This window comes from Brevibacterium picturae (assembly GCF_900105045.1).
Lineage (GTDB): Bacteria > Actinomycetota > Actinomycetes > Actinomycetales > Brevibacteriaceae > Brevibacterium > Brevibacterium picturae.
The window spans coordinates 3,808,388-3,832,087 of sequence record NZ_LT629739.1; the positions used below are offsets into that span (position 1 = coordinate 3,808,388).

21 protein-coding genes and 1 tRNA gene are annotated in these 23,700 nt (G+C 62.7%); 14 read left to right on the forward strand and 8 right to left on the reverse strand.

The window, feature by feature from the left end; translation table 11 throughout:
• Window positions 1-207: 207 nt before the first annotated feature.
• The gene (locus BLT92_RS20670) at window positions 208-363 is read left to right on the forward strand and encodes a hypothetical protein (protein ID WP_172802619.1); all 156 of its coding nucleotides are present in this window, start codon (window positions 208-210) and stop codon (window positions 361-363) included.
• Complete coding sequence (locus tag BLT92_RS17320; protein ID WP_092107606.1) at window positions 360-1,604, forward strand: MFS transporter; 1,245 nt, start codon at window positions 360-362, stop codon at window positions 1,602-1,604. Before BLT92_RS20670 ends, BLT92_RS17320 begins: the two co-directional genes overlap by 4 nt.
• Window positions 1,605-1,683: 79 nt before the next feature.
• Here the strand turns inward: BLT92_RS17320 and BLT92_RS17325 are convergent.
• Window positions 1,684-1,760 (reverse strand) — tRNA-Pro (locus tag BLT92_RS17325).
• 232 nt (window positions 1,761-1,992) lie between these two features.
• Between BLT92_RS17325 and gcvH the strand changes: the two genes are divergently transcribed.
• The 4 genes from gcvH to BLT92_RS17345 are packed head-to-tail and all read left to right on the forward strand — an operon-like array spanning window position 1,993 to window position 5,311.
• Window positions 1,993-2,397, forward strand: a complete 405-nt coding sequence (gcvH, locus tag BLT92_RS17330) for a glycine cleavage system protein GcvH (RefSeq protein WP_092107608.1) — start codon at window positions 1,993-1,995, stop codon at window positions 2,395-2,397.
• Window positions 2,397-3,410: an FHA domain-containing protein gene (locus BLT92_RS21155; protein WP_172802620.1), complete on the forward strand. Its 1,014-nt coding sequence runs from the start codon at window positions 2,397-2,399 to the stop codon at window positions 3,408-3,410. Before gcvH ends, BLT92_RS21155 begins: the two co-directional genes overlap by 1 nt.
• A gap of 52 nt (window positions 3,411-3,462) precedes the next feature.
• The gene (locus BLT92_RS17340) at window positions 3,463-3,903 is read left to right on the forward strand and encodes a bifunctional nuclease family protein (RefSeq protein ID WP_231938896.1); all 441 of its coding nucleotides are present in this window, start codon (window positions 3,463-3,465) and stop codon (window positions 3,901-3,903) included.
• A 13-nt stretch (window positions 3,904-3,916) separates the two neighbouring features.
• Window positions 3,917-5,311 (forward strand): class II 3-deoxy-7-phosphoheptulonate synthase, encoded by a 1,395-nt coding sequence (locus BLT92_RS17345; RefSeq protein WP_092107612.1) that lies wholly within the window; start codon window positions 3,917-3,919, stop codon window positions 5,309-5,311.
• 143 nt (window positions 5,312-5,454) lie between these two features.
• Here BLT92_RS17345 and BLT92_RS17350 read toward each other — a convergent pair whose 3' ends face one another.
• Window positions 5,455-7,512, reverse strand: a complete 2,058-nt coding sequence (locus tag BLT92_RS17350; protein ID WP_092107614.1) for a protein kinase domain-containing protein — start codon at window positions 7,510-7,512, stop codon at window positions 5,455-5,457.
• The gene (locus BLT92_RS17355) at window positions 7,509-8,690 is read right to left on the reverse strand and encodes a lytic transglycosylase (protein ID WP_092107616.1); all 1,182 of its coding nucleotides are present in this window, start codon (window positions 8,688-8,690) and stop codon (window positions 7,509-7,511) included. The genes BLT92_RS17350 and BLT92_RS17355 overlap by 4 nt, the downstream gene beginning before the upstream one ends.
• 129 nt (window positions 8,691-8,819) lie before the next feature.
• Between BLT92_RS17355 and BLT92_RS17360 the strand changes: the two genes are divergently transcribed.
• The gene (locus BLT92_RS17360; protein ID WP_092107618.1) at window positions 8,820-9,170 is read left to right on the forward strand and encodes an Rv2175c family DNA-binding protein; all 351 of its coding nucleotides are present in this window, start codon (window positions 8,820-8,822) and stop codon (window positions 9,168-9,170) included.
• A 48-nt stretch (window positions 9,171-9,218) separates the two neighbouring features.
• On the opposite strand, the gene BLT92_RS17365 is transcribed toward BLT92_RS17360, so the two are convergent.
• A complete protein-coding gene (locus BLT92_RS17365) occupies window positions 9,219-10,412 on the reverse strand; it encodes a polyprenyl synthetase family protein (RefSeq protein WP_092107620.1) in 1,194 nt (397 codons plus the stop codon).
• Complete coding sequence (locus BLT92_RS17370; protein WP_231938897.1) at window positions 10,409-10,951, reverse strand: hypothetical protein; 543 nt, start codon at window positions 10,949-10,951, stop codon at window positions 10,409-10,411. The genes BLT92_RS17365 and BLT92_RS17370 overlap by 4 nt, the downstream gene beginning before the upstream one ends.
• Window positions 10,952-11,017: 66 nt before the next feature.
• Between BLT92_RS17370 and dinB the strand changes: the two genes are divergently transcribed.
• Window positions 11,018-12,277 carry a DNA polymerase IV gene (gene dinB, locus BLT92_RS17375; protein ID WP_092107624.1) on the forward strand — a complete coding sequence of 420 codons (1,260 nt, stop codon included), beginning with the start codon at window positions 11,018-11,020 and terminating at the stop codon, window positions 12,275-12,277.
• A 129-nt stretch (window positions 12,278-12,406) separates the two neighbouring features.
• Window positions 12,407-12,817 carry a DUF3040 domain-containing protein gene (locus BLT92_RS17380; protein WP_092107626.1) on the forward strand — a complete coding sequence of 137 codons (411 nt, stop codon included), beginning with the start codon at window positions 12,407-12,409 and terminating at the stop codon, window positions 12,815-12,817.
• Between the two features lie 398 nt (window positions 12,818-13,215).
• On the opposite strand, the gene BLT92_RS17385 is transcribed toward BLT92_RS17380, so the two are convergent.
• From BLT92_RS17385 to BLT92_RS17395, 3 genes are read right to left on the reverse strand one after another with little or no spacing between them, the layout of a single operon-like run.
• Window positions 13,216-15,591 carry a transglutaminase TgpA family protein gene (locus BLT92_RS17385; RefSeq protein ID WP_092107628.1) on the reverse strand — a complete coding sequence of 792 codons (2,376 nt, stop codon included), beginning with the start codon at window positions 15,589-15,591 and terminating at the stop codon, window positions 13,216-13,218.
• A complete protein-coding gene (locus tag BLT92_RS17390) occupies window positions 15,555-16,703 on the reverse strand; it encodes a DUF58 domain-containing protein (RefSeq protein WP_092107630.1) in 1,149 nt (382 codons plus the stop codon). The genes BLT92_RS17385 and BLT92_RS17390 overlap by 37 nt, the downstream gene beginning before the upstream one ends.
• 4 nt (window positions 16,704-16,707) lie before the next feature.
• Window positions 16,708-17,697 carry an AAA family ATPase gene (locus BLT92_RS17395; protein ID WP_092107632.1) on the reverse strand — a complete coding sequence of 330 codons (990 nt, stop codon included), beginning with the start codon at window positions 17,695-17,697 and terminating at the stop codon, window positions 16,708-16,710.
• A 485-nt stretch (window positions 17,698-18,182) separates the two neighbouring features.
• On the opposite strand from BLT92_RS17395, the gene mraZ reads away from it, so the two are divergent.
• The 5 genes from mraZ to BLT92_RS17420 all read left to right on the forward strand — a co-directional run bounded on the left by mraZ (window position 18,183) and on the right by BLT92_RS17420 (window position 23,699).
• Complete coding sequence (gene mraZ, locus BLT92_RS17400; RefSeq protein WP_092107634.1) at window positions 18,183-18,614, forward strand: division/cell wall cluster transcriptional repressor MraZ; 432 nt, start codon at window positions 18,183-18,185, stop codon at window positions 18,612-18,614.
• A 167-nt stretch (window positions 18,615-18,781) separates the two neighbouring features.
• Window positions 18,782-19,744 (forward strand): 16S rRNA (cytosine(1402)-N(4))-methyltransferase RsmH, encoded by a 963-nt coding sequence (gene rsmH, locus BLT92_RS17405; RefSeq protein ID WP_092107636.1) that lies wholly within the window; start codon window positions 18,782-18,784, stop codon window positions 19,742-19,744.
• Window positions 19,741-20,307 carry a cell division protein FtsL gene (locus BLT92_RS17410; protein ID WP_092107638.1) on the forward strand — a complete coding sequence of 189 codons (567 nt, stop codon included), beginning with the start codon at window positions 19,741-19,743 and terminating at the stop codon, window positions 20,305-20,307. The genes rsmH and BLT92_RS17410 overlap by 4 nt, the downstream gene beginning before the upstream one ends.
• A 48-nt stretch (window positions 20,308-20,355) precedes the next feature.
• The gene (locus BLT92_RS17415) at window positions 20,356-22,137 is read left to right on the forward strand and encodes a peptidoglycan D,D-transpeptidase FtsI family protein (RefSeq protein WP_092107640.1); all 1,782 of its coding nucleotides are present in this window, start codon (window positions 20,356-20,358) and stop codon (window positions 22,135-22,137) included.
• Entirely contained in the window at window positions 22,137-23,699 is a 1,563-nt protein-coding gene (locus BLT92_RS17420; RefSeq protein ID WP_092107642.1) for a UDP-N-acetylmuramoyl-L-alanyl-D-glutamate--2,6-diaminopimelate ligase, read from the forward strand. Before BLT92_RS17415 ends, BLT92_RS17420 begins: the two co-directional genes overlap by 1 nt.
• Window position 23,700: the final 1 nt, after the last annotated feature.

The window sequence follows — 23,700 nt, forward strand, 5'->3', positions numbered from 1 at the left end:
AACTGTGTGCGAAGGCGACGTCGATGAACTGCACCCAAGGGTATGCCATCCGCAGGTTCTTCGGCACGCGAGGCTGTTCGGCACGCGACTGCTCGGGAGATGGGCGAGTGCGGGTCTCGGATCCGAAGTTCAGTAGAGTGGTGGCTCGTCATCGTCGACGAGCTCGGTGGAACTCGTCTTCACCGTTATGAGGAGGGTGCCGCGGTTATGGGTGGGGCAATCACCGACATCGGCAACGGACCGAACCTCAGGGTGACATCGGTCGCGGACTCGGCCCCGGCCCCGGCGAATATGCGAGAAGGCAGACCTGAGGCGACGAAGACGACGGGCTCGATCGACTTGTCCGGCGAGTCCGGCGAATGAGTCTTCGGCCCAGCTCCGGTGCCCGGGCAATAGCCGGCGTGGGACTCTATTTCAGCTGCAATGGTCTCGTCTTCGCGGCGCTGCTGCCGTGGTATCCGCTGCTGGTCGAGCGACTGGGACTGAGGTCCTGGGAGTTCGGGCTCGTCGTGGCTTCGTTCGCGCTCGGCGCGATCATCTCCTCTGTCGTACCGGCCCGCCTCATCTCACGATTCGGGGCCAACGCCGTCGTCGTCGGCGGTACTGTTCTCCTCGGGCTGTCCGCGGCCGCAACAGCCTGGTCCGTCAACGGTTGGATGATGGCTGCCTGCCTGTTCCTCGTCGGCTTCTTCGACGCCATTGTGGATGTGGCCCAGAACGTCGTCGGCATCGGGGTGCAGGAGCGGCTGTCGCGCGTCATCCTCTCGTCCATGCACGCTCTGTGGAGCCTGGGCGGACTCGTCAGCGGCGCAGTCGCCACGACCGCCGCGGCGAACGGCATGGACATGAGAGTCCACCTCGCGCTGATCACGGTGGCATCCATCATCGTGATCGTGGTCGCCCGCAGACTGATCGGAGACGCTGTCGCTGGCACCCGACCCTCGAAATTCGATGTCGAAGACGACGCCGAGGCTGGTGCCGGTGCCAGCGAGACTGCAGCCGCCAGCGAGACCGCAGGCGCCCGTCGCCCCAGGTCGAAACGTGCGATCCTACTCATGGCGCTGCCTCTGGCCGTGTTGGCGATCTGCGGGACAGCGGTCGAAGACATTGCGAACAACTGGTCCGCGCTCGCAGCGGTCGAGTTCAGCCGTGTGCCGGCCGCCACCGCCGGAATCGCCTTCAGCGTCGTCATCGGCAGCCAATGCCTGGGCCGGTTCAGCGGAGACTTCCTGGTTCAGCGCTTCGGCTCCAGCCGGATCGCCCGCCTCGGCGGAGCACTCATCGCCCTCGGCGGAATCGGTGTCGTCACAGCAATCGAGCCGGTGGCGCTGTTGCTTGGTCTTGGCCTGATGGGATACGGCTCGGCAACCCTTGTTCCCGGTGCGCTCGGAGCCGCCGCCCACCTTCCGGGGGTGGGGAAGGCCGGCGGCGTGACACTCGTGAATTGGATGATGAGAATCGGCTACCTGGGAACCAGCCCGCTGGTCGGAGTCATCGCCGGTCTCTCCACTCTGCGCTGGGGTCTGTCACTGCTGATCGTCATCGGCGCAGTGACGATGATCTTCGCCGGCCGGCTCCCAGGTCAGCAGCCTCAGTCGCGATGAAGGCAGGCGGACTGAGGGTCAGGGCCGGAAATAAGAAATGTGCCGCGACATCGAGTGAACGATGTCGCGACACATCACATGGTCGGGCTAGCGGGATTTGAACCCACGACCTCTTCACCCCCAGTGAAGCGCGCTACCAAGCTGCGCTATAGCCCGTGTCCGTGCTGCTTCGGAAAGCAACGAGACCCAGCCTATAACGATCCTCGGCTAAGTGCCAAAATAGCGTTCCGTGACCTCGAAAAAGCAGGTATCATCCCAGGTAGTCACGTGAGAGACGGGCGCGAGCCCGGGCAGGCCCCGAGGATCAGTAACATTTCTGTTTCGTGATTGTTATGAATGCACCTCAGGCGGCTATGCTTGGAGGACCAACAAGCTAAGAGGAGTCGACATGGCAAACCTGGATTATCCAGTGTCCTTGCGATACTCAAGCGACCACGAATGGGTCGAGACGACGGAGAACAGTGCAGTTGTCCGTGTGGGTATCACCGATTTCGCCCAGGAACAGCTGGGTGACGTCGTCTATGTCGATCTTCCTGATGTCGGCGAAACGACCACTGCTGGAGAATCCTGCGGCGAGGTTGAGAGCACGAAGAGCGTGTCCGAACTCATCGCACCCGTGTCCGGTACGATCACCGAGGTCAACGAGGGACTCGACGACACTCCTGAGGCTGTGAACATCTCACCGTTCAAGGACGGCTGGATGTATCTCGTCGAGCTCAGCGACCCGGAACAGATCGAAGCACTGATGGACAGCGAGCAGTACCAAGAGCTCATTCAGAGCGAGGAGGCGTAATGTCGCAAAACAACGATCAAGGTCGTCCCAACCCCTCGCAGCCCTGGTATGACAACGGGCAGGTGCCGCAGTCGAAGAAGTTTCCGTTCGGTGCCGGCAACGATGAAGAGAACACGGGTCCCGAGACGCGCCACAATCCGCAGGTCGACCCTTACGGTCAGAACGGCGGCGGCAGCCAGGGCAACGGCCAGCAGAACTATGCGCCGCCACAGGGTGGACCAGTTCAGCAGGAGACGCCGCCCTACGGCCAGGAGCCTGTGAACAACGGACCGCAGGCTCCGCAATACGGCAACGCTTCGCAGTACAACGGCGGTCAGCAGCCCGGAGGGAACCAGTATGGATCCCCGCAGAACCAGGGCCAGCCTGGCGCGTACCAGGGGCAGCCCGGTCAGTACCAGGGCCAGCCCGGTCAGTATCAGCAGCCCCCGTATCAGCAGGATCAGCGGCAGTACCCTCCTCAGAGCGGTCAGCCACAGGGCGGCAACTATGTTCCGCAGGATTCCAACGGTCAGGGCCATCAGCCCCAGTACGGCGGCAATCAGCCGCAGTACGGCAACCAGGGCCAGGGGTCGAACGACGTGAACGGGCAGGGACAGCAGTACCGCAACGACGGATCTGTCCCCAATGATTCCGGCAGCCAGCAGTTCCATGGGATTCTGGATCCGCATACCGGCGAGATCCATCCGGTGCCCGACCTTGAGGGTCTGCAGGACACGGATGCGCTTCTTGTGGTCGTCTCGGGTCCGGACTCGGGATCGCAGATCCTGCTCGATACCGATGTGGTGACTGTGGGCCGCAGCCCGAATGCCGACATCTTCCTTGACGATGTCACTGTGTCGCGCAAGCATGCCGAATTCATTCGGACGCCGAGCGGATTCACGCTGCGAGATACTGGCTCACTCAACGGAACCTATGTGGGCCGTCAACTGATCGATTCCATTGAACTGCAGAACGGAGCCGATGTGCAGATCGGCAAGTTCCGGATGATTTTCCAGCAGCGTCCGCGCTCCTGACCGGGGGATAATGTCAAACGTCGAAGTTGAGGTTGTTGGTGTTCGCATTGAGATGCCAGCCAACCAGCCGATCCTTTTGCTCAAAGCAACTGAGCCTGCCTACTATCTGCCGATCTGGGTGGGGGCCATCGAAGCAAATGCACTCTCGATTGCACAACGGGGCCTGACCCCGCCGCGACCGATGGCCCACGCGCTGCTGCTCGACACTCTCGAGGCGTATGAAACATCATTGGCCGATGTCACCATCACCGGCCGCGATGGGCAGATCTTCTTGGCCGAACTTCATACGAACGATGGAAAGTCGATCTCTGCCCGACCCTCCGACGCGGTGACCCTGGCCCTGACAGCCCAGTGTCCCGTCTACGTCGACTCGGAACTTCTCGAAGACGCCGGGATCGAAGCACCGGAGGCTGACGAAGAGGAAGTCGCCCAGTTCCGGGACTTCCTCGACAACGTCTCAGCCGAGGACTTCGAAACCGGCACCGAAACATGATGAAAGAACGATTGTGAGCCTTCATATCGATCCGGTATTCGCCAACAGGAACAGTGCCCCAGCGGGCATGAACGATCTCAGCGGTCTCGACGACTGGCGTGAGTTGGATCCGCAGCAGCAGCCGACCTATCTTGATGGGCAGGCACTCGGTGATGCACTGAGCAGCCTGAGCAGCTCCCCGCCGCTGATCTTCGCGGGCGAGGCCGATGTGCTCAAGCAGCGCATCGCGGCGGCTTCTCGCGGTGAGGCGTTCGTCCTTGCCGGTGGTGACTGCGCCGAGTCCTTCGCCGGCGCGCAAGCCGACAAGATTCGTGCCAGGGTCCAGACGGTGCTGCAGATGGCTGCGGTGCTCACCTACGGCGGATCGATGCCGGTCGTCAAGATCGGTCGCATGGCGGGTCAGTTCGCCAAGCCGAGGTCAGCCGATATGGAGACGCGGGACGGTGTCACATTGCCGTCGTACCGTGGCGACATCGTCAACGGCTACGAATTCACCGAGGAGTCACGCCGTCATGATCCTGCGCGACTGCTGCAGGGATACCACGTCTCCGCTTCTACGCTCAATCTCATCCGTGCCTTCACCCAGGGCGGTTTCGCCGACCTGCGTCTCGTCCATGAGTGGAATCGCGGGTTCCTGACATCGAACCCCGGCTACCAGCGCTATGAGCAGACTGCGCGCGAAATCGATCGTGCGATCCGCTTCATGGATGCGTGCGGAGCAGACTTCGATGCTCTGAAGACCACCGAGTTCTATGCCGCTCACGAGGCTCTTCTGCTCGAGTACGAGCGCGCACTGACCCGAATCGATTCGCGCACCGGCCAAGCCTATGATGTGTCAGGACACTTCCTGTGGATCGGCGAACGCACCCGTGACATCGACGGCGCGCACGTGGACTTCCTGTCCAAGGTCCGCAATCCGATCGGCGTCAAACTCGGTCCGACTGCCACCGCCGATGAAGCTCTGGCCCTGGCTGAGAAGCTCGATCCGGACGCGGAACCTGGTCGACTGACCTTCGTGACGCGCATGGGAGCGGGCAAGATCACCGAGGCACTGCCGAAGCTGCTCGCCGGAATCGGCGATCGTCTGCCGCATGTGACCTGGGTCTGCGATCCCATGCACGGAAACACCATCACCTCGAACACGGGTTACAAGACCCGCCGGTTCGAAGATGTCATGGCCGAGGTCGAAGGCTTCTTCACCGCGCATCAGGACGCCGGAACCATTCCGGGCGGTCTCCACATCGAGCTCACCGGTGACGACGTCACGGAGATCATGGGCGGAGCGACCGAGATCGACGACGAAGGACTGCGCCGTCGCTATGAGACGCTCGTCGATCCTCGCCTCAACCATGATCAGTCTCTGGAAATGGCGTTCCAGGTCGCGGAGTACCTCACGCGTCGCAATTGATGTGGGCGCCAGTCAGCAGGCGTCGACTCGTCTGCCCTGACGGATGCTCAAACTCTGCTCCGACAGTGTAGAAACCGGTGGCCGTGCGATTCGATCGCACGGCCACCGGTCTCATTCAGCCTCAGGACAGGATTCTGGGCAGATCAGTCGTCCTTCTTCTTATCCTCGTCCTTTTTGCTGTCTTTGCCGTCGTCCTTCTTCTCATCCTTCTTGTCGTCCTTGGACTCGTCCTTCTTCTCCTCGCCCTTGGAGATGCGGACGATGATGAGAGAGTTGGGGAGCTTGGCCTCGGTGCTGCGCGGCCACTGTGAGACCACTTTCCCCTTGTCGACGTCGTCGGAGAAGACCTTGTCCTTGCCGACGCGGAACCCGCGTTTGGCCAGAGTGGCATACGCGGCTTCGAAGGTCAGGCCCTCGACATTGGGCACGGGAATCGGTTTGACGCCCTTGGACACGACGAGATCGACCTTGCTGCCCTTGGACAGTTCCTCACCCGACTTCTTGGAAGCCGAGATGACGACATCCTTGTCGACCTCGTCGCTGTACTCCTCGTCGACCTTCCCGAGCGCCAGGTCTGCCTTCTTCAGTGCAGCCTCAGCATCGTCGGCACTGAGGCCCTTGAGCTCGGGAACTGCAAACATCTCTTCGCCCTTGGACACGACGACCGTGACGATGGATTCGGGTGGAAGTTCGGACCCGCCGACGGGCTCCGTGCCGATGACGACACCGGCCGGGACGCTGTTGTCGAAGACCTCTTTGGGGTCGGCCTCGAGACCGGTGTTCTCGATCTGCGTGGTCACCTTGTCAAGATCCTTGCCCGCCAGCTGCGCGGGGACGATGGAGGTGGGAGCGGGGAGGTTGACGATGACCAGCCAGGCCACAAGGGCGAGGACAAGCACCGCTGCGCCGATTGTCGTGGCCAGGCGTCGCCTGCGCCGGCGCGGCGATACCGAACTCGCCGAGGCTGTCCCGGCAACGGCGGCGACCGCCGGTTTCCCCTCAGATCCGTCTTCGTCGTCGGGTTCGTCCTCGGAATTGTGATCGTCGTTGTCCGGGGACGTGGCATCGGGGCCATGGTCGCCACCGTAGTCCTTCGACGCTGCCGCGACCCCAGCCGCACCGACACCTGCAGCTCCCGCCGCCGCGACGCCGCCCGCTTTCGCAGCAGAACCCGTGTCAGCGTCCGAGTTCTGCGCCTCGGCGCCCTCGCTGTCCCCGTCCTCATCGTCGTCGAGGTAGGGAATCTCGTCGGTGCGTGATCGTTTCTCCTTCGGAGCTTCGGCTCCGAGGTCGATGCTCGCCGTCAGCGCAGGGGAGTGCTCACCCGGGACGACATTGGGGTCACCGAGGTCGAGTTCGCTTTCGCTCATCTCCGACCGCGCCTCGGCGAGGGCATTGCGGAACTGAGCAGCATCGTCGGGACGGTCGACGGGATCCTTCGATGTCGCCCACAGAACCAGAGCATCGAGACGGGGACTGAGACCGTTGACCTGGTGCGAGGGGGGAGGTACGGAATCGTGAACGTGGCGGTAGGCGACCTGGATCGGAACTTCGTCCGTATAGGGCTGCATTCCGGTGAGCATCTCGTAGAACATGATGCCGACGGTGTAGAGGTCGGTGCGGGCATCGGCTCCGGTGCGCGTGACGAGTTCGGGCGCCACATATCCGACGGTGCCGATCAGCGTCTTGGTCGTCGTCGCGGTGGTGACGGCCCGTGCTAACCCGAAGTCCGCGAGCTTGACCTGACCATCGGTGCCGAGGAGGACATTGTCGGGCTTGAGGTCGCGATGGATGATTCCCGTGGAATGTACGGCCTCGAGCGCGGCGAGAATCGCATCGAGGACGACGATCGCCTGCCGAGGGGTGAAGGTGCCCCGATGCTTGAGCTCGCGACGCAAGGTCACAGACGGCAGGTACTCCATGACGAGGTAGACGGTGTCGCCGTCGCGGGCCTGGTCATGAATGGCGACGAGGTTCGGGTGCGTCAGCCGGCCGGCATTGATGGCCTCGCGTCGGAACCGTTCGACAAAGGTCTCATCGCTGATGAGGTGTTCGTGCATGACCTTGATCGCGATCTCGCGGTCGAGCCGCAGATCTGTGCCGCGGTAGACCATGGCCATTCCACCGCGTGCGATCTTCGCATCGATGCGATACCGGTCATTGAGTATGGTGCCGATGAGCGGATCGGTGCGGGCACTCATAGCGCCTCCTGCATTCGCTGTCGCTGCATCTGAACGGCGCGCACGAAGGCCTTCGTCTCCGGCAGCAGACCCTCGGATCGAACGGAGCGCAGATCCTGATAGTAGCCTGCCAGCGCCTCGTTCTCCGATTCCGCCGTCTCGATCAGCCACCCCAGGATGACGGTCCCCGCAACGATGTTGTCGGCCAGATCGAGGAGATCGAGACTGCGTCCGACGATGTCGCTGGCCCACCGGCCAGAGCGTGGAGTGACCTGCATGATGCCGATGGCGTTCCCCGCTGAGACCGTGGTCTGCTGGAATCCGGACTCCTGCGCGGCGACAGCCTGCATGAGCGCCGGTTCGGCACCGAGCTCCTCGGCGATCGACGCAACGACGAGGCGAGCCTGGGCCGGGGCCGGATGAGTCCTCTGCAGCAGAGTGAACTTGTTCAGACGGGCTGCTGCGAGCACGTTGGGCCGGATGCCCTCGACCTGCGCGCTCGTGGCGACGTGCGGAATATCTGTCGGAGGCTCGGGTGCCGTGCGGTGCCGTCGTGCCGCCGAATCTCTGAGCAGCAGCAGTTCACCGACCTGGAGGTACGAGTCATCGCCCATAGAATTGGCCCGACGCAGCGTGCCGGGCGACATCTGATGGCGGGCGGCGATTCCAGGCAGCGTTTCACCCGGGGCGACGACATGCGATGGGTCGGTATCGGGCAGGTCGTTCTTCTCCGGCAGTGACAGGACTTGGCCCTGGTGGAGATTCTGACGCGGCGAGATGCGATTGAGCTCGGCCAGGGCGGGTACTGAGACGCCGTGTTTGCTGGCTACCCCGTACAGAGTGTCGCCTTGCCGGGTTTTGTAGGTTCGGCCGCCGTGAGTGACCGGAATGGTCTCGCCGTTGGTCCCAGACGTCCACTGCGGCCCTGAAGCAGTCGCCGCTGGCGACGCGGGGAAGGATGACGACGCGGGGGAGGATGACGATGCAGGGGTGTCTGTGAGCGTGTCGGGAGTGGAGTCATGGTCGTCGACGTGAGGGGAGGGGGCAGCCTCGGCGACGTCGACGTCAGTATTGTGACGATCCGTGGGATCGGAGTCGGTGAAGCCCGGAATGGGACCGGTGGAGTTCACCTTCGAAGCAGCACGGATGTCAGGAGCGGCGGTGACGGGCACCTGAGTATTCCGTCGCGTACGTGTCATCTGTCACCTGTTGACTTCATATCGGGTGGGGAAGGTTCACTCCCCAGAGTATCGAGTGCCCGGCCCGCACCCGAGCATTCGAGCCCGCATGGCGAGGTGTTTCTGGCAAAGATTGCTAGGATTGAGGGTGTGAATACGGAAGAACTCGTCCAGGATTGGGCCACATTGCCAGATATTGCGGAGTCGACAGGTCTTGGCATCACGCAGGTGCACAGGCTGATGGAAGACGGCGCGATCTGCGGCTACAAACACGGCAAGCCGAAGGTGATGAGAGTGCCGACAGCGTTCTTCGTCGACGGTGCGGTGCTCACTCCGTTGAAGGGCACCCTGAGTACGCTGCGGGATGCGGGATTCGATGACCAGGAGTCCATTGACTGGCTGTTCACCCCGGACGATTCGCTTCCCGGTCGCCCCATTGATCTGCTGCGGGTCGGCAATCGCAAAGAGGTCAGGCGCCGGGCACAGGCTCTGGCCTTCTAGGCCTTCGCTCGGCTCCCTCAACTCTTTCTATCTTCTCCTACGGCGCTCTCAGCTCTTCCGAAAGCTGAGAGCCCCTGCGAAGCGCGTGAGCTGCTTCTGAGCGTTCGGTCCGATCCTCGTGCGAGATTGAGAGCCCTCCCTCGCCCATTCCCGGACCGCCGACAGAGCTTCGTCGTGTTTGCCGCGGATGGAGGACTCGACTGCTTCGAGTCCTCCTGAATCGGTGAGCATGTCCACGCATTCTCCGACTTCGGCAGCGGAGAGATTCGGGTTCCCCAGGCGTGCGGCCAGGATGCGTATCTGCTTGGGATCGAGGTTTTTCATGCTTTCCGCAATGAGCACCGTGCGTTTGCCCTCGCGAATGTCATCGCCGGCCGGTTTCCCGGTGGCAGCGGGGTCGCCGAAGACGCCGAGCACATCGTCGCGCAACTGGAATGCCTGGCCGAGCGGGAGACCGAACCTCGAGATCTCCTCGAGCTGATCGTCATCCGCGCCCCCCAGCGCGGCGCCGAGGAGGAGCGGCTGCTCGACCGAATACTTCGCCGACTTGTAGCTGAGGACCTCCCATGCCCGTTCGCCGATGCGTTCGTCCTCCAGTGGGACCACCTCGGCGAGGACGTCGAGGTACTGGCCGACCATCACATCTCGACGGAGCGTGGCCCGCAGCTCTCGGGCCAAGGGTGTAATGCCCAAGATCGTCTGGGACTTCTCGAAGAGCTCTTCACTGAGGGCGAGGCAGATGTCTCCGATGACGATTGCCGTGGCGACCCCGAAGGGTTCGGCGCCGCCTTGGTAGCGAAGCTGTGAGTGTCGCGACTCGAACTGTCGGTGCAGTGCCGGTTTGCCGCGACGCGTATCGGAATGGTCGATGACATCGTCATGGATGAGTGCGGCTGCATGGAGCAGTTCGAGTGATCCGGCGGCATCGGCGACGCTGCCAGTCAGGGAACCTTGGGAACGGTCGCCACCGGCGAGCTGAAAACCCCACCACAGGAGAACCGGACGGATCTTCTTCCCGCCCCGGGTGAACTTGAGGAGAGCCTGGCCGATGTCGTCGGCGTCCGGTGAGATCGCGAGGAACTCGGCAGCCTTCGATGTCAGGAATCCATCGATCCGTGTCGAGACCTCGGCGGCGATGAACTCCGGCGAGTCGAGTGCTGAGACGACGCCGTTCTGGTGGGGGTTCTCCGCTGCCTCCGCAGCACCCGTGCCAACCGATGAGGGTTCGTCGGCACCCGTCATGGAACGATGTTCCCGCCGACCGTCACGATCGAGTTCGACTTCTCCGAGGGATCTTCGGCGATTGTGACGACGAGCAGCCCCTCATTGTCCTTGTGCCGGAAGTTCACGACCTGGGCGCTCTTCGTCTTCACCTCGTCGCCATACGGTTCGAAGCCGGCCTTCTTGAGCGCCTTGGAATAGTACTTGAAGATGTCCTTCGGCTCGGCCTGAGCGCTCATGACCAGGCTGACCTGCTCAAGCTTCCCTGAATCAGCTCCGTTCTCGGCTTTCGCGCGAGCGGCCGAGAGCACGGTCGAGTCCGGGTAGGGCTTGAGGAAGTCCGGGAGGTCTTCGACGTCCGTCGAGGCAGCACCGGCGTCCGTGCTCGGCTGTTCGCTGCTCGCGGTCTCCGCGTCTGCGGTCGCCGCAGCGGCGGCCGAGGACTGGATCTCCTCAGGAGTGGGTGAACCTTCTGCCGCTTCGTTGTTCGGTCCCGAACATCCTGCGAGGGCGAGAGCGGCTGCGAAGGGCAATGTCATGACAGTGGCGCGCGTTACCATGACTACAGACTACCCGGACTGAGCGACGGGAGCCGAAAGGGGCAGGCGCAGACACATGGGTGCTCGATGAGTCGTAAACAGCTGGCACGTTCCGGTGGCGATCTGAGTCGTCTCGGGACGGACGATACTGGTGCCACGATGCTTCACCTCGACATGGATTCGTTCTTCGTCTCGGTGGAGCTCCTGAGCCGCCCGGAACTTCTCGGCCGCCCCGTCATCGTCGGTGGTCGCAGTGGGCGAGGGGTGGTGGTCTCGGCCAGCTACGAGGCGCGTGAGTTCGGTGTCCATGCGGCCATGCCGATGGGCCGTGCAATGAATCTCTGTCCCTTCGCCGAGGTGATTCCACCGTCCCATGGACTGTACTCCTCGTATTCCCAGAAGGTCTTCGACCTGGTGGCTGAGGTGACTCCCGATTTTCAGCAGGTCAGTGTCGACGAAGCCTATATCGATGTCTCCGGGGCGGTGCGCAGATTGGGATCTCCGGTGCTGATCACGTCCGAGCTGAGGGCGGATATCGAAGCGCGGACGGGCTTGAGCGCATCTGTGGGGATCGCCGGCAGCCGTGTGGTGGCGAAGCTTGCCTCCACACGCGCCAAGCCGCGTGGTCAACTGCTGGTTCCTCTGTCCGCGACTCAGGAGTTCCTCGATCCGATGCCGATCGAAGCTCTTCCGGGAGTGGGGGAGAAGACGAAGGATGGGTTCTTCCGGTACGGCATCCGCCTCATCGGCGATTTGGCGGCAGTCGACGAAGCATGGGCGGGGCGAGTCTTCGGCGCTCATGGCCATCATCTGTGGCGCAGCGCTCACGGCATGGACTCACACGGGATGGACAGGCAAGTCAAAGACCGTTCGATCAGTGCCGAACACACCTTCGGTGACGACGTCTGGGACCTGAGTCAGCTCGAACACGAGCTTCTGAGGTTGGCCGACAAAGTTGCGTACAGGGTCCGAGCCGATGGCAAGGTCGCCACCACCTTGGGACTGAAATATCGGCTCGCTGACTTCACGACGCTGTCGCGATCGATCACTCTCGATGCTCCCACTGATCTGGCACGCGAGATCTACGAGGCACTGCGGCCGGCGGTGAGGAACCTGCGGGAGCAGAGACCGAAAGGTGTTCGCCTGCTGGGCGTCCGTGCAGCTGGTCTCATGGATTTCGCAGTCAGCGGAAGACAGGCGAGATTGGACGAGGCCGAGCATTCGGGCAGAGAAGCCGAAGTCGCCCTCGACGATGTACGGAAGAAGTTCGGGACTGCCGCGATCTCACAGGCATCTCTGCTCAGACACCGTCCCGAGCACGATAATACGGGCCCCGACCACGAATAGACGGTGAGCTGCGCCATAGTCTGAGGACGCAGTGGGAATCCGGCCGATGCAACGGCTCCCGAGATGTTTTTTCGGTGTTCAGAGACTATGATTGGGATATCAGGCCAGAGAAGGAAACGGGGGTTCGAGATGCCACTCTCCGATCACGAACAGCAGCTGCTCGATCAGTTGGAGAAGCAGCTGCGCAGTGAAGACCCACGTTTCGCACGCAATATTTCGGAAACCCAGGCAGCAGCCAATGGGCCGGGATTCTCCGCGAAGCGATTCGTGGTGGGTATTCTGCTGACACTGGCAGGGCTGGCCGCGACGATCTTCGCCATCTGGATGGTGGCGAGCAGCGCCTGGTGGATCGCCCTCGGCGTCGTCGGCTTCGGTCTTATGGTCGCCGGCATGTACTGGGCGTTCAGCCGCCCGCGTCAGATCGGTGACAAGACGAAGCGTGCTCAGCCTTCCAACGGTCCGAAGTCCGAGGCGAAAGGACCATCTGGGTTCATGAACCGCCTCGAAGACCGGTGGGAGAAGCGCCAGCGCGGCGAATGACTCTCGCAGCTGCCAAATGAGCCGGTAAGATCGATTCGCAACCGGCCTGCCGGAGCAGTGTTTGTCTGTCCGTGCAGATTCCGTACTGTTATCGTCTGCTGCACCATCGCACAGCAGTGAAGCGTCCTCCATCGTGAGGACGCTTTTTCGTGCCCGGCATCGTCTCGGCAAGCACGGGTGTCGCCGCATCCGACGTCCTGGCGCACCACACTGGCATGCCGAGTATCCTCAGCCGTTCTGTTGTGACGGCGGGTGACTATGCGGATTTGTCGACGGACTGTGACTGCGACGGGCGGTGATCGTGGTGCACACGGGCTGCGAGCGACTGTGACAGATCGCTCCTGAATGGGCGCTGCCCCGGACGTTCAGGCATCCGGGGCAGCGAGAGTGGCAACTGGTCAGCGCGGCGGATTGAAGATGCTGGGCGGCCAGATTCTGGCCGTGATCCGACTTCCCGGAGAAGTATTGTCCGCAAGGTCGGTCCTGACCTCGTCGATGAGGGCGCCGACCTCTGCTGACGAGATGGACTCCTTCCTCCCACCGTAGCGTTGCGATTCAAGTGCATTGACGAAGGCTGACAGCGCAGTGTCAGTCTCGGAGCTGCGTGCTCCTGAAGGCGGGGCCGGGCTGCGCAATGCGGTGAATTCGTCAGTGGAATCGGTCCCTGTTCCAGATGACGGGGGGTCGGACTTCGGAGAGGCGTCGCCGGAGTCGTCGGTCCCGCCCGGGGCTCTGCTGGCCAGCACGAGTTCGTTGAATCGCAGAGTTCTGCTCGGGTCGAGGCTCTGACCGTAGTCGGTCGACAGCGCCCGCACCTCCGTCCAGACCTTTTCGAGCTGTTCAGGGTCGTTGGTACGTCGGCGCCGCAGGATGAGTCTCCACAGCGCGGGAATCGCGGCGAGCAGGAGGATCACAAGCACGATGAGACCCGCCCAGAGGTACGTACTGATGTTCGCTCCAGCGGGTTCTCCAGCTGCTGTCGTCTCACTTTCGCTGGGGCTCTCGGACTCGGCTGCTTCGGACTCTTGGGCACCGTCCGTGGGCTCGTCCGTCGGTGCCGAAGTCTCTTCGGAATCCTCTTCGGAGTTCTCACTGGTGCTGCCGCTGGCGACGGTCCACTTCGGTGGGTTACCGGCGGGGCCTCCCGGGGTGGGTTCGAAACGGACCCAGCCGGCTCCCTCAAAGTACAGTTCCGGCCACGCGTGCGAATCCTGCATGCTGACCTCGTAGCCGTCTCCGCTCTCGGTGCCTGCCCCGAAGCCGACGCCGATGCGTGCCGGAATTCCCATCGTTCGGGCCATGATCGTCATTGCCGACGAGAACTGGACACAGTAGCCCTTCTTGTCGGCGAGGAAGTCAGAGATCGCATCTCCGCTGGCTTTTTCTGGAGCATCCAGCGAATACTCGAAGTCGCCTCCCCGGAAGTAGGCCTGAAGCAGAACAGCGGCCTCCCACTGGTTGTCCGCATCTGCCGTGACCTTCTCAGCAGTCTCATGCACACTGGCCGGTAGGCTGTCCGGGACCTCGAGTTCGGTCTCGAAATCACTGGAATCCACTGGGGTCGCGCTCTGCAGATCGTTGACGTCAGGGTTGATGGACAGATACTCCATCGTGTAGTCCTGTCCACCTGACTTTTCACCATTGCCGACGACCGTCAGGGATTCCTCGTCATAGATCCAACGCCGGTCCAAACCGGTCGGCTGCTGGGGGGCGTACGGGGATGGAAGATACTGCTGATCGTAATCGTCAGTGATGGTGACGTTGATGCGCTCTTCACTGTAGTTCTTGTTCCGGGGGAGTCCCTCCGGCCAGGGCAGACCCTCGTTCGCGATCGCGAAGGGGTCGAGGGGGAACGGAGTCGGAGCCCATGACTGCCCATCGAAGGAATTGATCGACGTCAGTCTGATCGGACGTCCCTCTGACTCGGTGGTGGTGTAGTTGAACAGTGTCGAATCGTCACGGTCACCGAGGTCGGCACGCAGGTCGAGGAACGGGTTCGTCACGGTGAGGTCGCCCTTGTCGTTCGCCGCGCGGTCGGGCAGAGTCGGAACCTCCGGAAGCAGCACGGGAACTCCGACGCCCAGTGCAACGGCCACGGCTCCGGCCACGGTCGCAGTCAGACCGCCGCGCCACTTCGTTGCCGGGAAGTACGGACTGAGGATAAGGATGAGGAAGGCCGCCAAGATGGCGACGACGTGCCACCACTGCACTTGAGCGGGAGCGAAGAAGACCGGGATCATCCACAGCACCAGGAGCAGAACACCGCTGACCTTGGGTGCTCTGAGGTCGGAGACGAGTCCGTCGATGAGGATGGTGATCAGGGTGAACGCAATCGTCAGCATCGCGGTGAAGCCAGGGGTGCTGGGCGCTGGGGGAGTCGTGCCGTAGAGATCGTCGACTCCCGAGGACAGGAGGTCGATCACAGTGGTGAATGAACTTCCGGTGGGCACGAAGCCGAGGATGAGCGTGCTCGGTGCGCACAGCACGAGGACGGTGATCAGGCCCACGATGCACTGTGCGATGACAGCAGCTCCGGTGGCGTTCAGGACGGGAACGCTGCGGAAGATCGCTCCGATGACAACGATGAGGAGGATCGAGATGAGAACAGCGGGAAGCCACGCGAAATCGGAGAAGACGGCGGAGAGCCCGACTGCGGCCAACACCATGGCCACGAACACGGCACAGGCTTCGAGCCAAGCCGGAGAGTGTGTATCGGGGTTTTCACGGGTTTCGGGGTTCATCGCTTCACCCGCTTCGAATCGAATGTGGTCCATGAATCGGGCAGGTCCTCACTCAGTCCCACCATCGTCAGGTCAGTGATGTCATCGAGGCTGCGGATGGTCACCGGAACGCGTCGGGAGAATTGGGCTGCCAGCTGTTTGCCGCGAACATCGTCGACGGCGCAGATGACGATGTGGTTGGGGTTGTCGTGGGAAGGCAGTTGCACACTCCCGGCCTCGACGAGGGCGGTGAGCAATCGCAGTCGGTCGATATCTCGCTGTCCTTTGAACCTGATTTGGTGGCCGGGTGCGACGACGAAGACCTCATAGTCTGCACGCAGGAAAGCTGTCCCGGCGGCGGCCGCTGCGGCAAGGAGGAATTCGATCTCGAGAGCGTCGGGATGATCGTCATCACCCTTGAGATCGATGACGATGAGTGCGTAGAGCGTCTCCTCGTCCGCTTCGTGACGGACCATGAGTTCACCGGACTTCGCGGTGCTAGGCCAATGGACGTGTCTGAGATCGTCTCCGGGAACGTACTCCCGTGTATGGAAGTCCCGAGCAGTGTGGCCGGCACGCACCTTGCCGTCATCCAGACGAGCCGGTCGGATCGCCGAGTCGGAGGGAATCCGTGCGGGAAGGATCGGCACAGAGACGGCTACGGGGTATTCGGCGAGCACCTTCTTCTTCCTTGTGACCAGGCCGAAGGGGCCCGAAACCGTCATGAGCACGGTGTTGATTCCGCTGAGTCCCCGACGGTTGGGAGTGAAGGACGTCAGGACGGTCTGGGAAGCCCCGTGGGCCAGAGAGGGAACTCTCCCGACTGTGGAGTCCCCGAATCCCTCGGCGGCGACGAAGTCGATCTTCGAGGACGGGATGGCCAGGCGCCCTGTGTTGGTCACCAAGGCATCGACCTCGACCTCTTTTCCCTCGTGGGCCAGCGGGTGGCGCTCTCTGGACTGAGGCAGCGCCACCGTGGGCAGCCCGGTCCGGATCGTGATCGACACACGGCGGGTGCCCCAGGTGATCAGCAGCGCAGAGAGGATGACCAGCGCCAGAAGCAGAAGCCCAGCAGGCAGCAGCCCGGGGAGCGCGAACCGATAGGCAGTGACGATCAGCGCTGCTCCGGCGAGGACGAAGATGATTCCTGAGGTGCTCAGACGCATGTGGTCACTGAACCGTTGAAATGGGCACTCGGGTCAAGAGCCGACCGATCAGTTCTGCCGCGAGCTCGGAATCGTCGCCATCGCGCGGAATGATCCGGTGCGCCAAGATTGATGGGGCCAACGCCTGGATGTCGTCCGGGGTCACGAAGGTGCGCCCCGAGAGAGCGGCGCGAGCCTTGGCCGCACGGAGAAGGTGGACACCACCTCTGGGGGAGCAGCCGAGGAGGATCGCCTCATCATTGCGGCTGGCGTGGAGCAGGGACACGATGTATTCGCGCAGTTCCCGGGTGGCACTGACATGTCGGACGATTTCCCGAGCCTGATTGATCTGTTCGAGGCTGGTCACCGGAGTCGCGCTGGAGAGCGGATCGTGCTCGATCTGGTTGTCGAGGAGGTCGATCTCGTCTGCGGTATTGGGGTAACCCAGGGAGATGCGCGTCATGAAGCGGTCGCGCTGTGCTTCGGGAAGCGCGTACGTGCCTTCCATGTCGACCGGGTTCTGAGTGGCGACGACGATGAACGGCGAGGGCATATGGTACGTCTCGCCGTCGATGGTGGCCTGCCCCTCGGCCATGCACTCGAGCATTGCGGACTGAGTCTTGGGTGAGGCGCGGTTGATCTCGTCGGCGATGACGATATTGGCGAACACCGGCCCTTGCCGGAACTCGAAGTGTCGAGTCTCCTGGTTGAACAGGTTCACGCCGACGACGTCCGTCGGCAGGAGGTCGGGAGTGAACTGGACGCGTCGCACTGAGCCGTCGACGACCTTGCCCATGGCTCGTGCCAACAGAGTCTTGCCGACTCCGGGCACGTCCTCGAGGAGGACATGTCCTCCGGCCAGGAGCGCTATCAGGGACAGTCCGACTGCTTCGTCCTTGCCTTCGAGGACGGCGTTCATCGCCGTGCGTGCCCGTGATGTCAGTTGCTGCACCCATTCGATGTGCTCGGCACCGATCACGGAATTGGTCTGAGTACCTTCTTGGCTGATCGACATGCTCCCCATTGTCCCCTATCCCGCTTCCTGCATCCACACAGGCATCCTTCGGTCTTTCGGGCGGCCTTTCGAAGGCCTCTCCATCGCGCACCACCGACCCCCTCCGATTCATTCCCCACTTTCCTCCCCATACCGCTCCCCACATCGCTCCCCGCTTTCCTCCCCGCTTCGCTCCACCCGCGTCCCCCACTTTCCTCCCCGCGCGGCACCCGAGCCTCGGTCTTCCGCGGAATTTCGGGGTTCCGGGCTTTTGAGCGCCTCCGCGCAGAGCGGCCGTCGAGGCTCGGGGAGCAGCCGAAATGAGCCATTGAGCACCGATTCCGACTCGCCGTTCGCAAATTTTCCCCACTTTCCTCCACCTATCTGACCTGGGCTTTTGTAGGTCCGAGGGAGCTGGAATGAATGAAATACTAGAATAGGTGGAGGAGAGTGGAGTACTGTGGTTGCTATCGGAGCCAATTGGGTTTCGAAAGGGGTGAGACGACATGTTCTTGGGCACTCATTTGCAGAAGCTCGACGACAAAGGTCGGCTCATCCTGCCCGCAAAGTTCCGGGAGGAGCTTTCGCCCGGTCTCGTATTGACCCGTGGACAGGAGAACTGCCTCACCCTGTTCCCCGCCACGGAGTTCGAAGCCGAGCACGAGCGAATCCAGAACGCGCCGAAGACGAATAAGGAAGCTCGCGATTACCAGCGTGTGTTCCTGTCGGCGGCCTTTGCGGATCAGCCGGACAAACAGGGGCGCATCACGGTCCCGAACATATTGCGGCAGTACGCATCACTTGATCGGGAAGTCGCAGTGATCGGCATGGGCAACCGAGTCGAGATCTGGGATTCACCGACATGGGACAACTACCTGGTCGGCGCTCAGCAGGCATTCGCTGAACGTGAGAACGAGGTGATTCCCGGAGTGATCTGATTCTGCTCGGGTTTGATCCTTGCCCGCCGTGTTCGAGTTTCGGGGAACTTCCCCGTTTCCGAAGCTCGGCAGTCCTGACACACTTCCCCGGTGCCAGGGCAGCGGCGGTCAAGGTTCTGGCTCCAGCAGTTCACCCCCACTACCCACCACCCACGAAGGACTCACCCATGAATGATCAGCACGTGCCGGTGCTCCTGGAGCGCGTGGTCGAGCTCATCGGGGTCGGAGTCCAAGCAGCCAGAGACGAAGGTCGCACACCGATCGTCGTCGACGGCACCCTGGGAATGGGAGGGCACGCGGAAGCCGTCCTCACAGCCTTCCCCGACGTCCATCTCATCGGAGTCGACCGCGACACCCAAGCCATCGACCTCGCCACGACGAGGCTGGCACCCTTCACCGACCGCACCGACATCGTCCACGCCGTCGACGACGAGATCCCCGAGATCCTCAACGACCTCGGTGTCGACCGGATCAGCGCGGTCCTCCTCGACCTCGGGGTATCGTCCCTGCAGCTCGACGAGGATGAGCGGGGGTTCTCCTACTCCCGTCCTGCTCCCTTGGACATGAGGATGGACCGAACCCAGGCTCTGACCGCCGCCGAGGTGCTGGCCACCTACTCTGAAACCGAACTTCGCCGCATCCTCCGTGAGTACGGCGAAGAGAAGATGGCGGGCCGGATCGCGAAGATCATCGTCGCTGACCGCGACCAGACGCCGTGGGAGACCTCCGAGCAGCTGGCCGCGATGCTGGGACGAGTGCTTCCCCCGACGAAGAAGAAGTCCCACCCCGCAAAGCGGACGTTCCAAGCCCTGCGCATCGAGGTCAACGACGAACTCGGTGTGCTGCGGACCGCGCTCCCCGAAGCATTGAAAGCACTGCACCTCGGGGGAGTGGCGGTCATCGAGTCGTACCAGTCCCTCGAGGACACGATCGTGAAGAAGATCTTCCGTACGGCGACCACCACCTCGGCGCCACCGGATATGCCGGTCGTTCCCGAGGAACTCCAACCATGGTTGGCCGAAATCATCCGCGGTGCGGAACAGGCCGACAGCGACGAAGCAGACAGGAATCCTCGCGCCAAGAGCGTGCGGCTGCGTGCAGTACAGAAGATCAGGGAGGCACAATCGTGAGGAACGCTCAAACGGCTGTCCGTCAACCCCGCGTCACAGAACGGACGCGGAGCCTCGAAGAGTCCGCAGGTCGTCTGGCCCCGCCGAGGCTCAAGCTCCTGAAGTTCGAGCTGCCGAAGGCCAGAGTTCCCTTCTCCATGCTCTGCGTGGCGATTCTCGTCGCCACCCTCGTCGCGGTGTTGCTGCTCAACATCTTCATCTCCCACACCTCGTACCAGATCGACCAGCTGAATTCTGAGAAGGAGCAGCTGGAGGAGAAGAAGGATCGGCTGATCGAGGACAATTCCTACCGTGAGTCACCACAGAACATTTCGATCGCGGCGGAGGAACTCGGCCTGGTCCGTGATTCCTCGCCCGAGTTCCTCGATGCGGAGACGGGAAAGATCATCGATGCTCCTCCGATCGACGTCAGCGGAGAAAAGGAGCCGACAGTTATCCCCGGCCCGCGTGCCGATACCCGTGAAGACCTCCGTCCCAATCTACGATCGGATGAGAAGCTGCCGGTGGTCGGAGGCAGTCCCAGCAAGGACATCGCCGCACCGGCTCAGGAAGCTCCGAAATAAGGCGAGTCCGACAATATTCGCCGACAAGCAAGGACCAAGGACAGTGCAATGGGACCACGAGCTACTCGGGTGAAGAAAAAAGGCGAACGAGGCAAGCCCAACCTGCGCCTGCGAATGGCACTGATCGCAGCTCTGTCCATTCTCGTTCTCCTCGTCACCTCCGGACGACTGATCTCGATCCAGGGTATGGATTCGATGAAGCTCGCCGAGAAGGCACTGTCCAACCGGCTTGTCACCAAAACCCTGCCCGCCGCTCGGGGACAGATCCTGGCCTCCGACGGCACGGTTCTGGCCGACACCGTATCCCGGTACCGGGTTGTCGTTGACCAACAGAACGTGGCCCAGTATGAGGTCGACGGAGAACTGGTCGGCGCGTGGGGTGCTGCCGAAGCCCTGGCCAAACCCCTCGACACCGACCCCGGGCTGCTGTATCCCAAACTCGTCGGCGACAAACGTTGGAACCCCGTTGCCAAGGGACTGACCTCCGAGACCTGGCGTGCGGTGAAGGAACTCAACATCCTCGGCATCTCCGCGGAGGAATACGCTGTCCGGTCCTACCCCTCAGGCGCAGTGGCCGGGAACCTGGTGGGATTCGTCAGCTCAGACGGTCGGCCCCAGGCGGGCTTGGAGAAGGCCTACGACGAACAGCTGCGCGGCCGCGACGGCCAGCAGCAGTACGAGCGCGGCGCACGAGGCGAGATCATCCCGCTCGGCGACAACAACATTCGCGAAGCGGTCGATGGGAAGGGCCTGCAGACGACGATCGACCCGGCGCTGCAATACTATTCGCAGCAGGCGATCGAGGAACAGCGGAAGGAGCATGAGGCGGAGTCCGCATCAATCGTCATCAAGGACATCAAGACAGGCAAGATCCTCACCGCCGCCGATGCCCCCAGCGTCGACCCCAACTCGCCGGGCAAGGTAGATGGCGACGATCGTGCATCCCGCATCTTCACCGATGTCTTCGAACCGGGGTCGACGGCGAAGATGGTCACTGCCGCGGCTCTGCTCGATCAGGGTCTCGTCACCCCCGAACAGGAATTCACTGTCCCGGACAAGTGGGAGGCCCCTAACGGAGAAGTCTTCCGTGACTCGCACCCGCACCCCGACGAGAAGCTGACGTTCGCGGGAATCCTCGCCCAATCCTCGAATACCGGAACCCTCTTGGCGGGGAACGCGCTGTCGGTGGAACAACGTTACGGCTACCTGAAGAAGTTCGGGTTCGGGTCGATGTCGGGCATCGAGTTCCCAGCCCAAACCGCCGGCATCCTCCACCCCTACAAGGAATGGGACGGCCGCACCAAGTACACGGTGATGTTCGGGCAGGGTGTGGCAGCGAACGCTCTCCAGACCACCGACGTCATTGCGACGATCGCCAATGGCGGAGTCCACGTTCCCTCGACCCTCGTCGACGGCATGGTCTCCCCGTCCGGGAAGACGATCCCTAAGCCGAAAGGCGAACCGGAGAGGGTCATCAGCAAGAAGGCCGCTGACCAAACCCTGACCTTGCTCGAAGGCGTCGTCGCCGAGGGCACCGGAAAATCGGCTGCGGTCTCCGGCTATCGGGTCGCGGGCAAGACGGGCACGGCGCAGGCCCCGGCAGCAGAAGGCGGCGGCTACGACGGATACACGGCCTCTTTCGTCGGTGTTCTGCCCGCCGAGGATCCGCAGCTCGCGATCTCCGTGACGTTGCAGCGGCCTCGAAACGGCTATTACGGTGGAAGCGCCGCCGCTCCCGTGTTCTCCGACGTCGCCGGCTTCGCCATGCGGCACCTGAAGATCCCTCCGTCGACCGCGGACCCCCAGCTACCTGCTCGAGAATGGAAATAATGCGTATCTCACAGCTGCTGCCGGCAGCCCCTGGAACCATCCATGGAGATCCCGACCGTGAGGTCGGCGGAGTCTCTCACGATTCGCGCACGGTATCGCCTGGCCAGCTCTATGCGGCGCTGCCCGGCGCGAACGTCCATGGAGCGAGGTTCGCACCGGACCTCATCGGGCGCGGAATCACGGCGATTCTCACCGATGCCAGCGGCTGGGACATGATCACCCAGAGAGTCGATCCGCAGGTCATCGCCGAGGTGACCGGGCTGATCGTGGAGCACCCGCGGTCAGTCCTGGGGTTCGTCTCGGCCGCCGTGTACGGCACCTCGGGGCGGCCGCAGCTGATCGGCGTAACCGGGACCAATGGGAAGACGACGACCACTTATCTCGTCGACGGGATGCTGGAGGCTCTGGGGCATCGCACCGGTGTCATCGGGACCGTGGCGACACTCATCGCAGGTGTGACCGAGCCGAGTGTGCGCACGACTCCCGAGGCTCCCGAGCTGCATGCCCTGTTTGCGAAGATGCGTGCCGCCGACGTCGACACCTGCGCCATGGAAGTCTCCTCGCATGCCCTGAGCCAGCACCGGGTCGACGGGGCGCACTTCGCGGTCTCCGGTTTCACGAACCTCTCCCAGGACCATCTCGACTTCCACAATTCGATGGACGAATACTTCGGTGTCAAGGCCGAACTGTTCACCCGCGCCTTTTCCGACACCGCAGTCATCGTCGTCGAGGACAGGTGGGGCGAGAAGATGGTCGAGGCCGCGCAGGTGCCGGTGCGCACTCTCGGGCGTGACGATCGCAGCGAACTTCGGATCGAACACACTCCGGGTGCCTCCGACTTCATCCTCCACCTCGACGGGGTCGAAGACGAAGGCATCGCCTTGCGTTCTCCGCTGCCAGGGGACTTCAACGTCACCAATACCGCACTGGCGGCGGCCATGCTGCTCGAAGCCGGAATCCCCGCCTCTGAGCTCAGTGCAATCGGTCGGACATTCAGCGCTTCGGTTCCCGGACGGATGGAGATCATCGATGTCAGCGGCCCGCGCGCCGAGGGCCAATCGCATCCGCAGTACCTGCCCCGTGCGATCGTCGACTACTCGCACACCCCTGATGCGATTGAGAAGGCTCTGGAGTCTCTGCACGCAGACAGCGAGGAATTGGTCATCGTCTTCGGCGCCGGCGGCGACCGTGACAGGGGAAAGCGATTCGGAATGGGCCAGGCCGCAGCTCGGGGAGCGGATGTGATCGTCCTCACCGACGACAATCCGCGCACCGAGGATCCGAGCTCGATCCGGGCCGCCATCAGGGAGGGCATCGATGCGGAGATCTCGGCCGGGCGCGCACGTGTGAAGAAAGTCATTGAAGTGGCAGAACGGGGAGCCGCCATCGACGAGGCGATCGCCACTGCCGAGGCCTCCACAACCGTGCTCATTGCTGGGAAGGGACACGAAACCGGACAGTCCGCTGCGGGCGTCGTGACCGACTTCGACGACCGGTCGAAGACACGCTCAGCGTTGAGCGCGCGACTCGACGGCGTACAAACAGGTAAAGTTCACAGTTGAT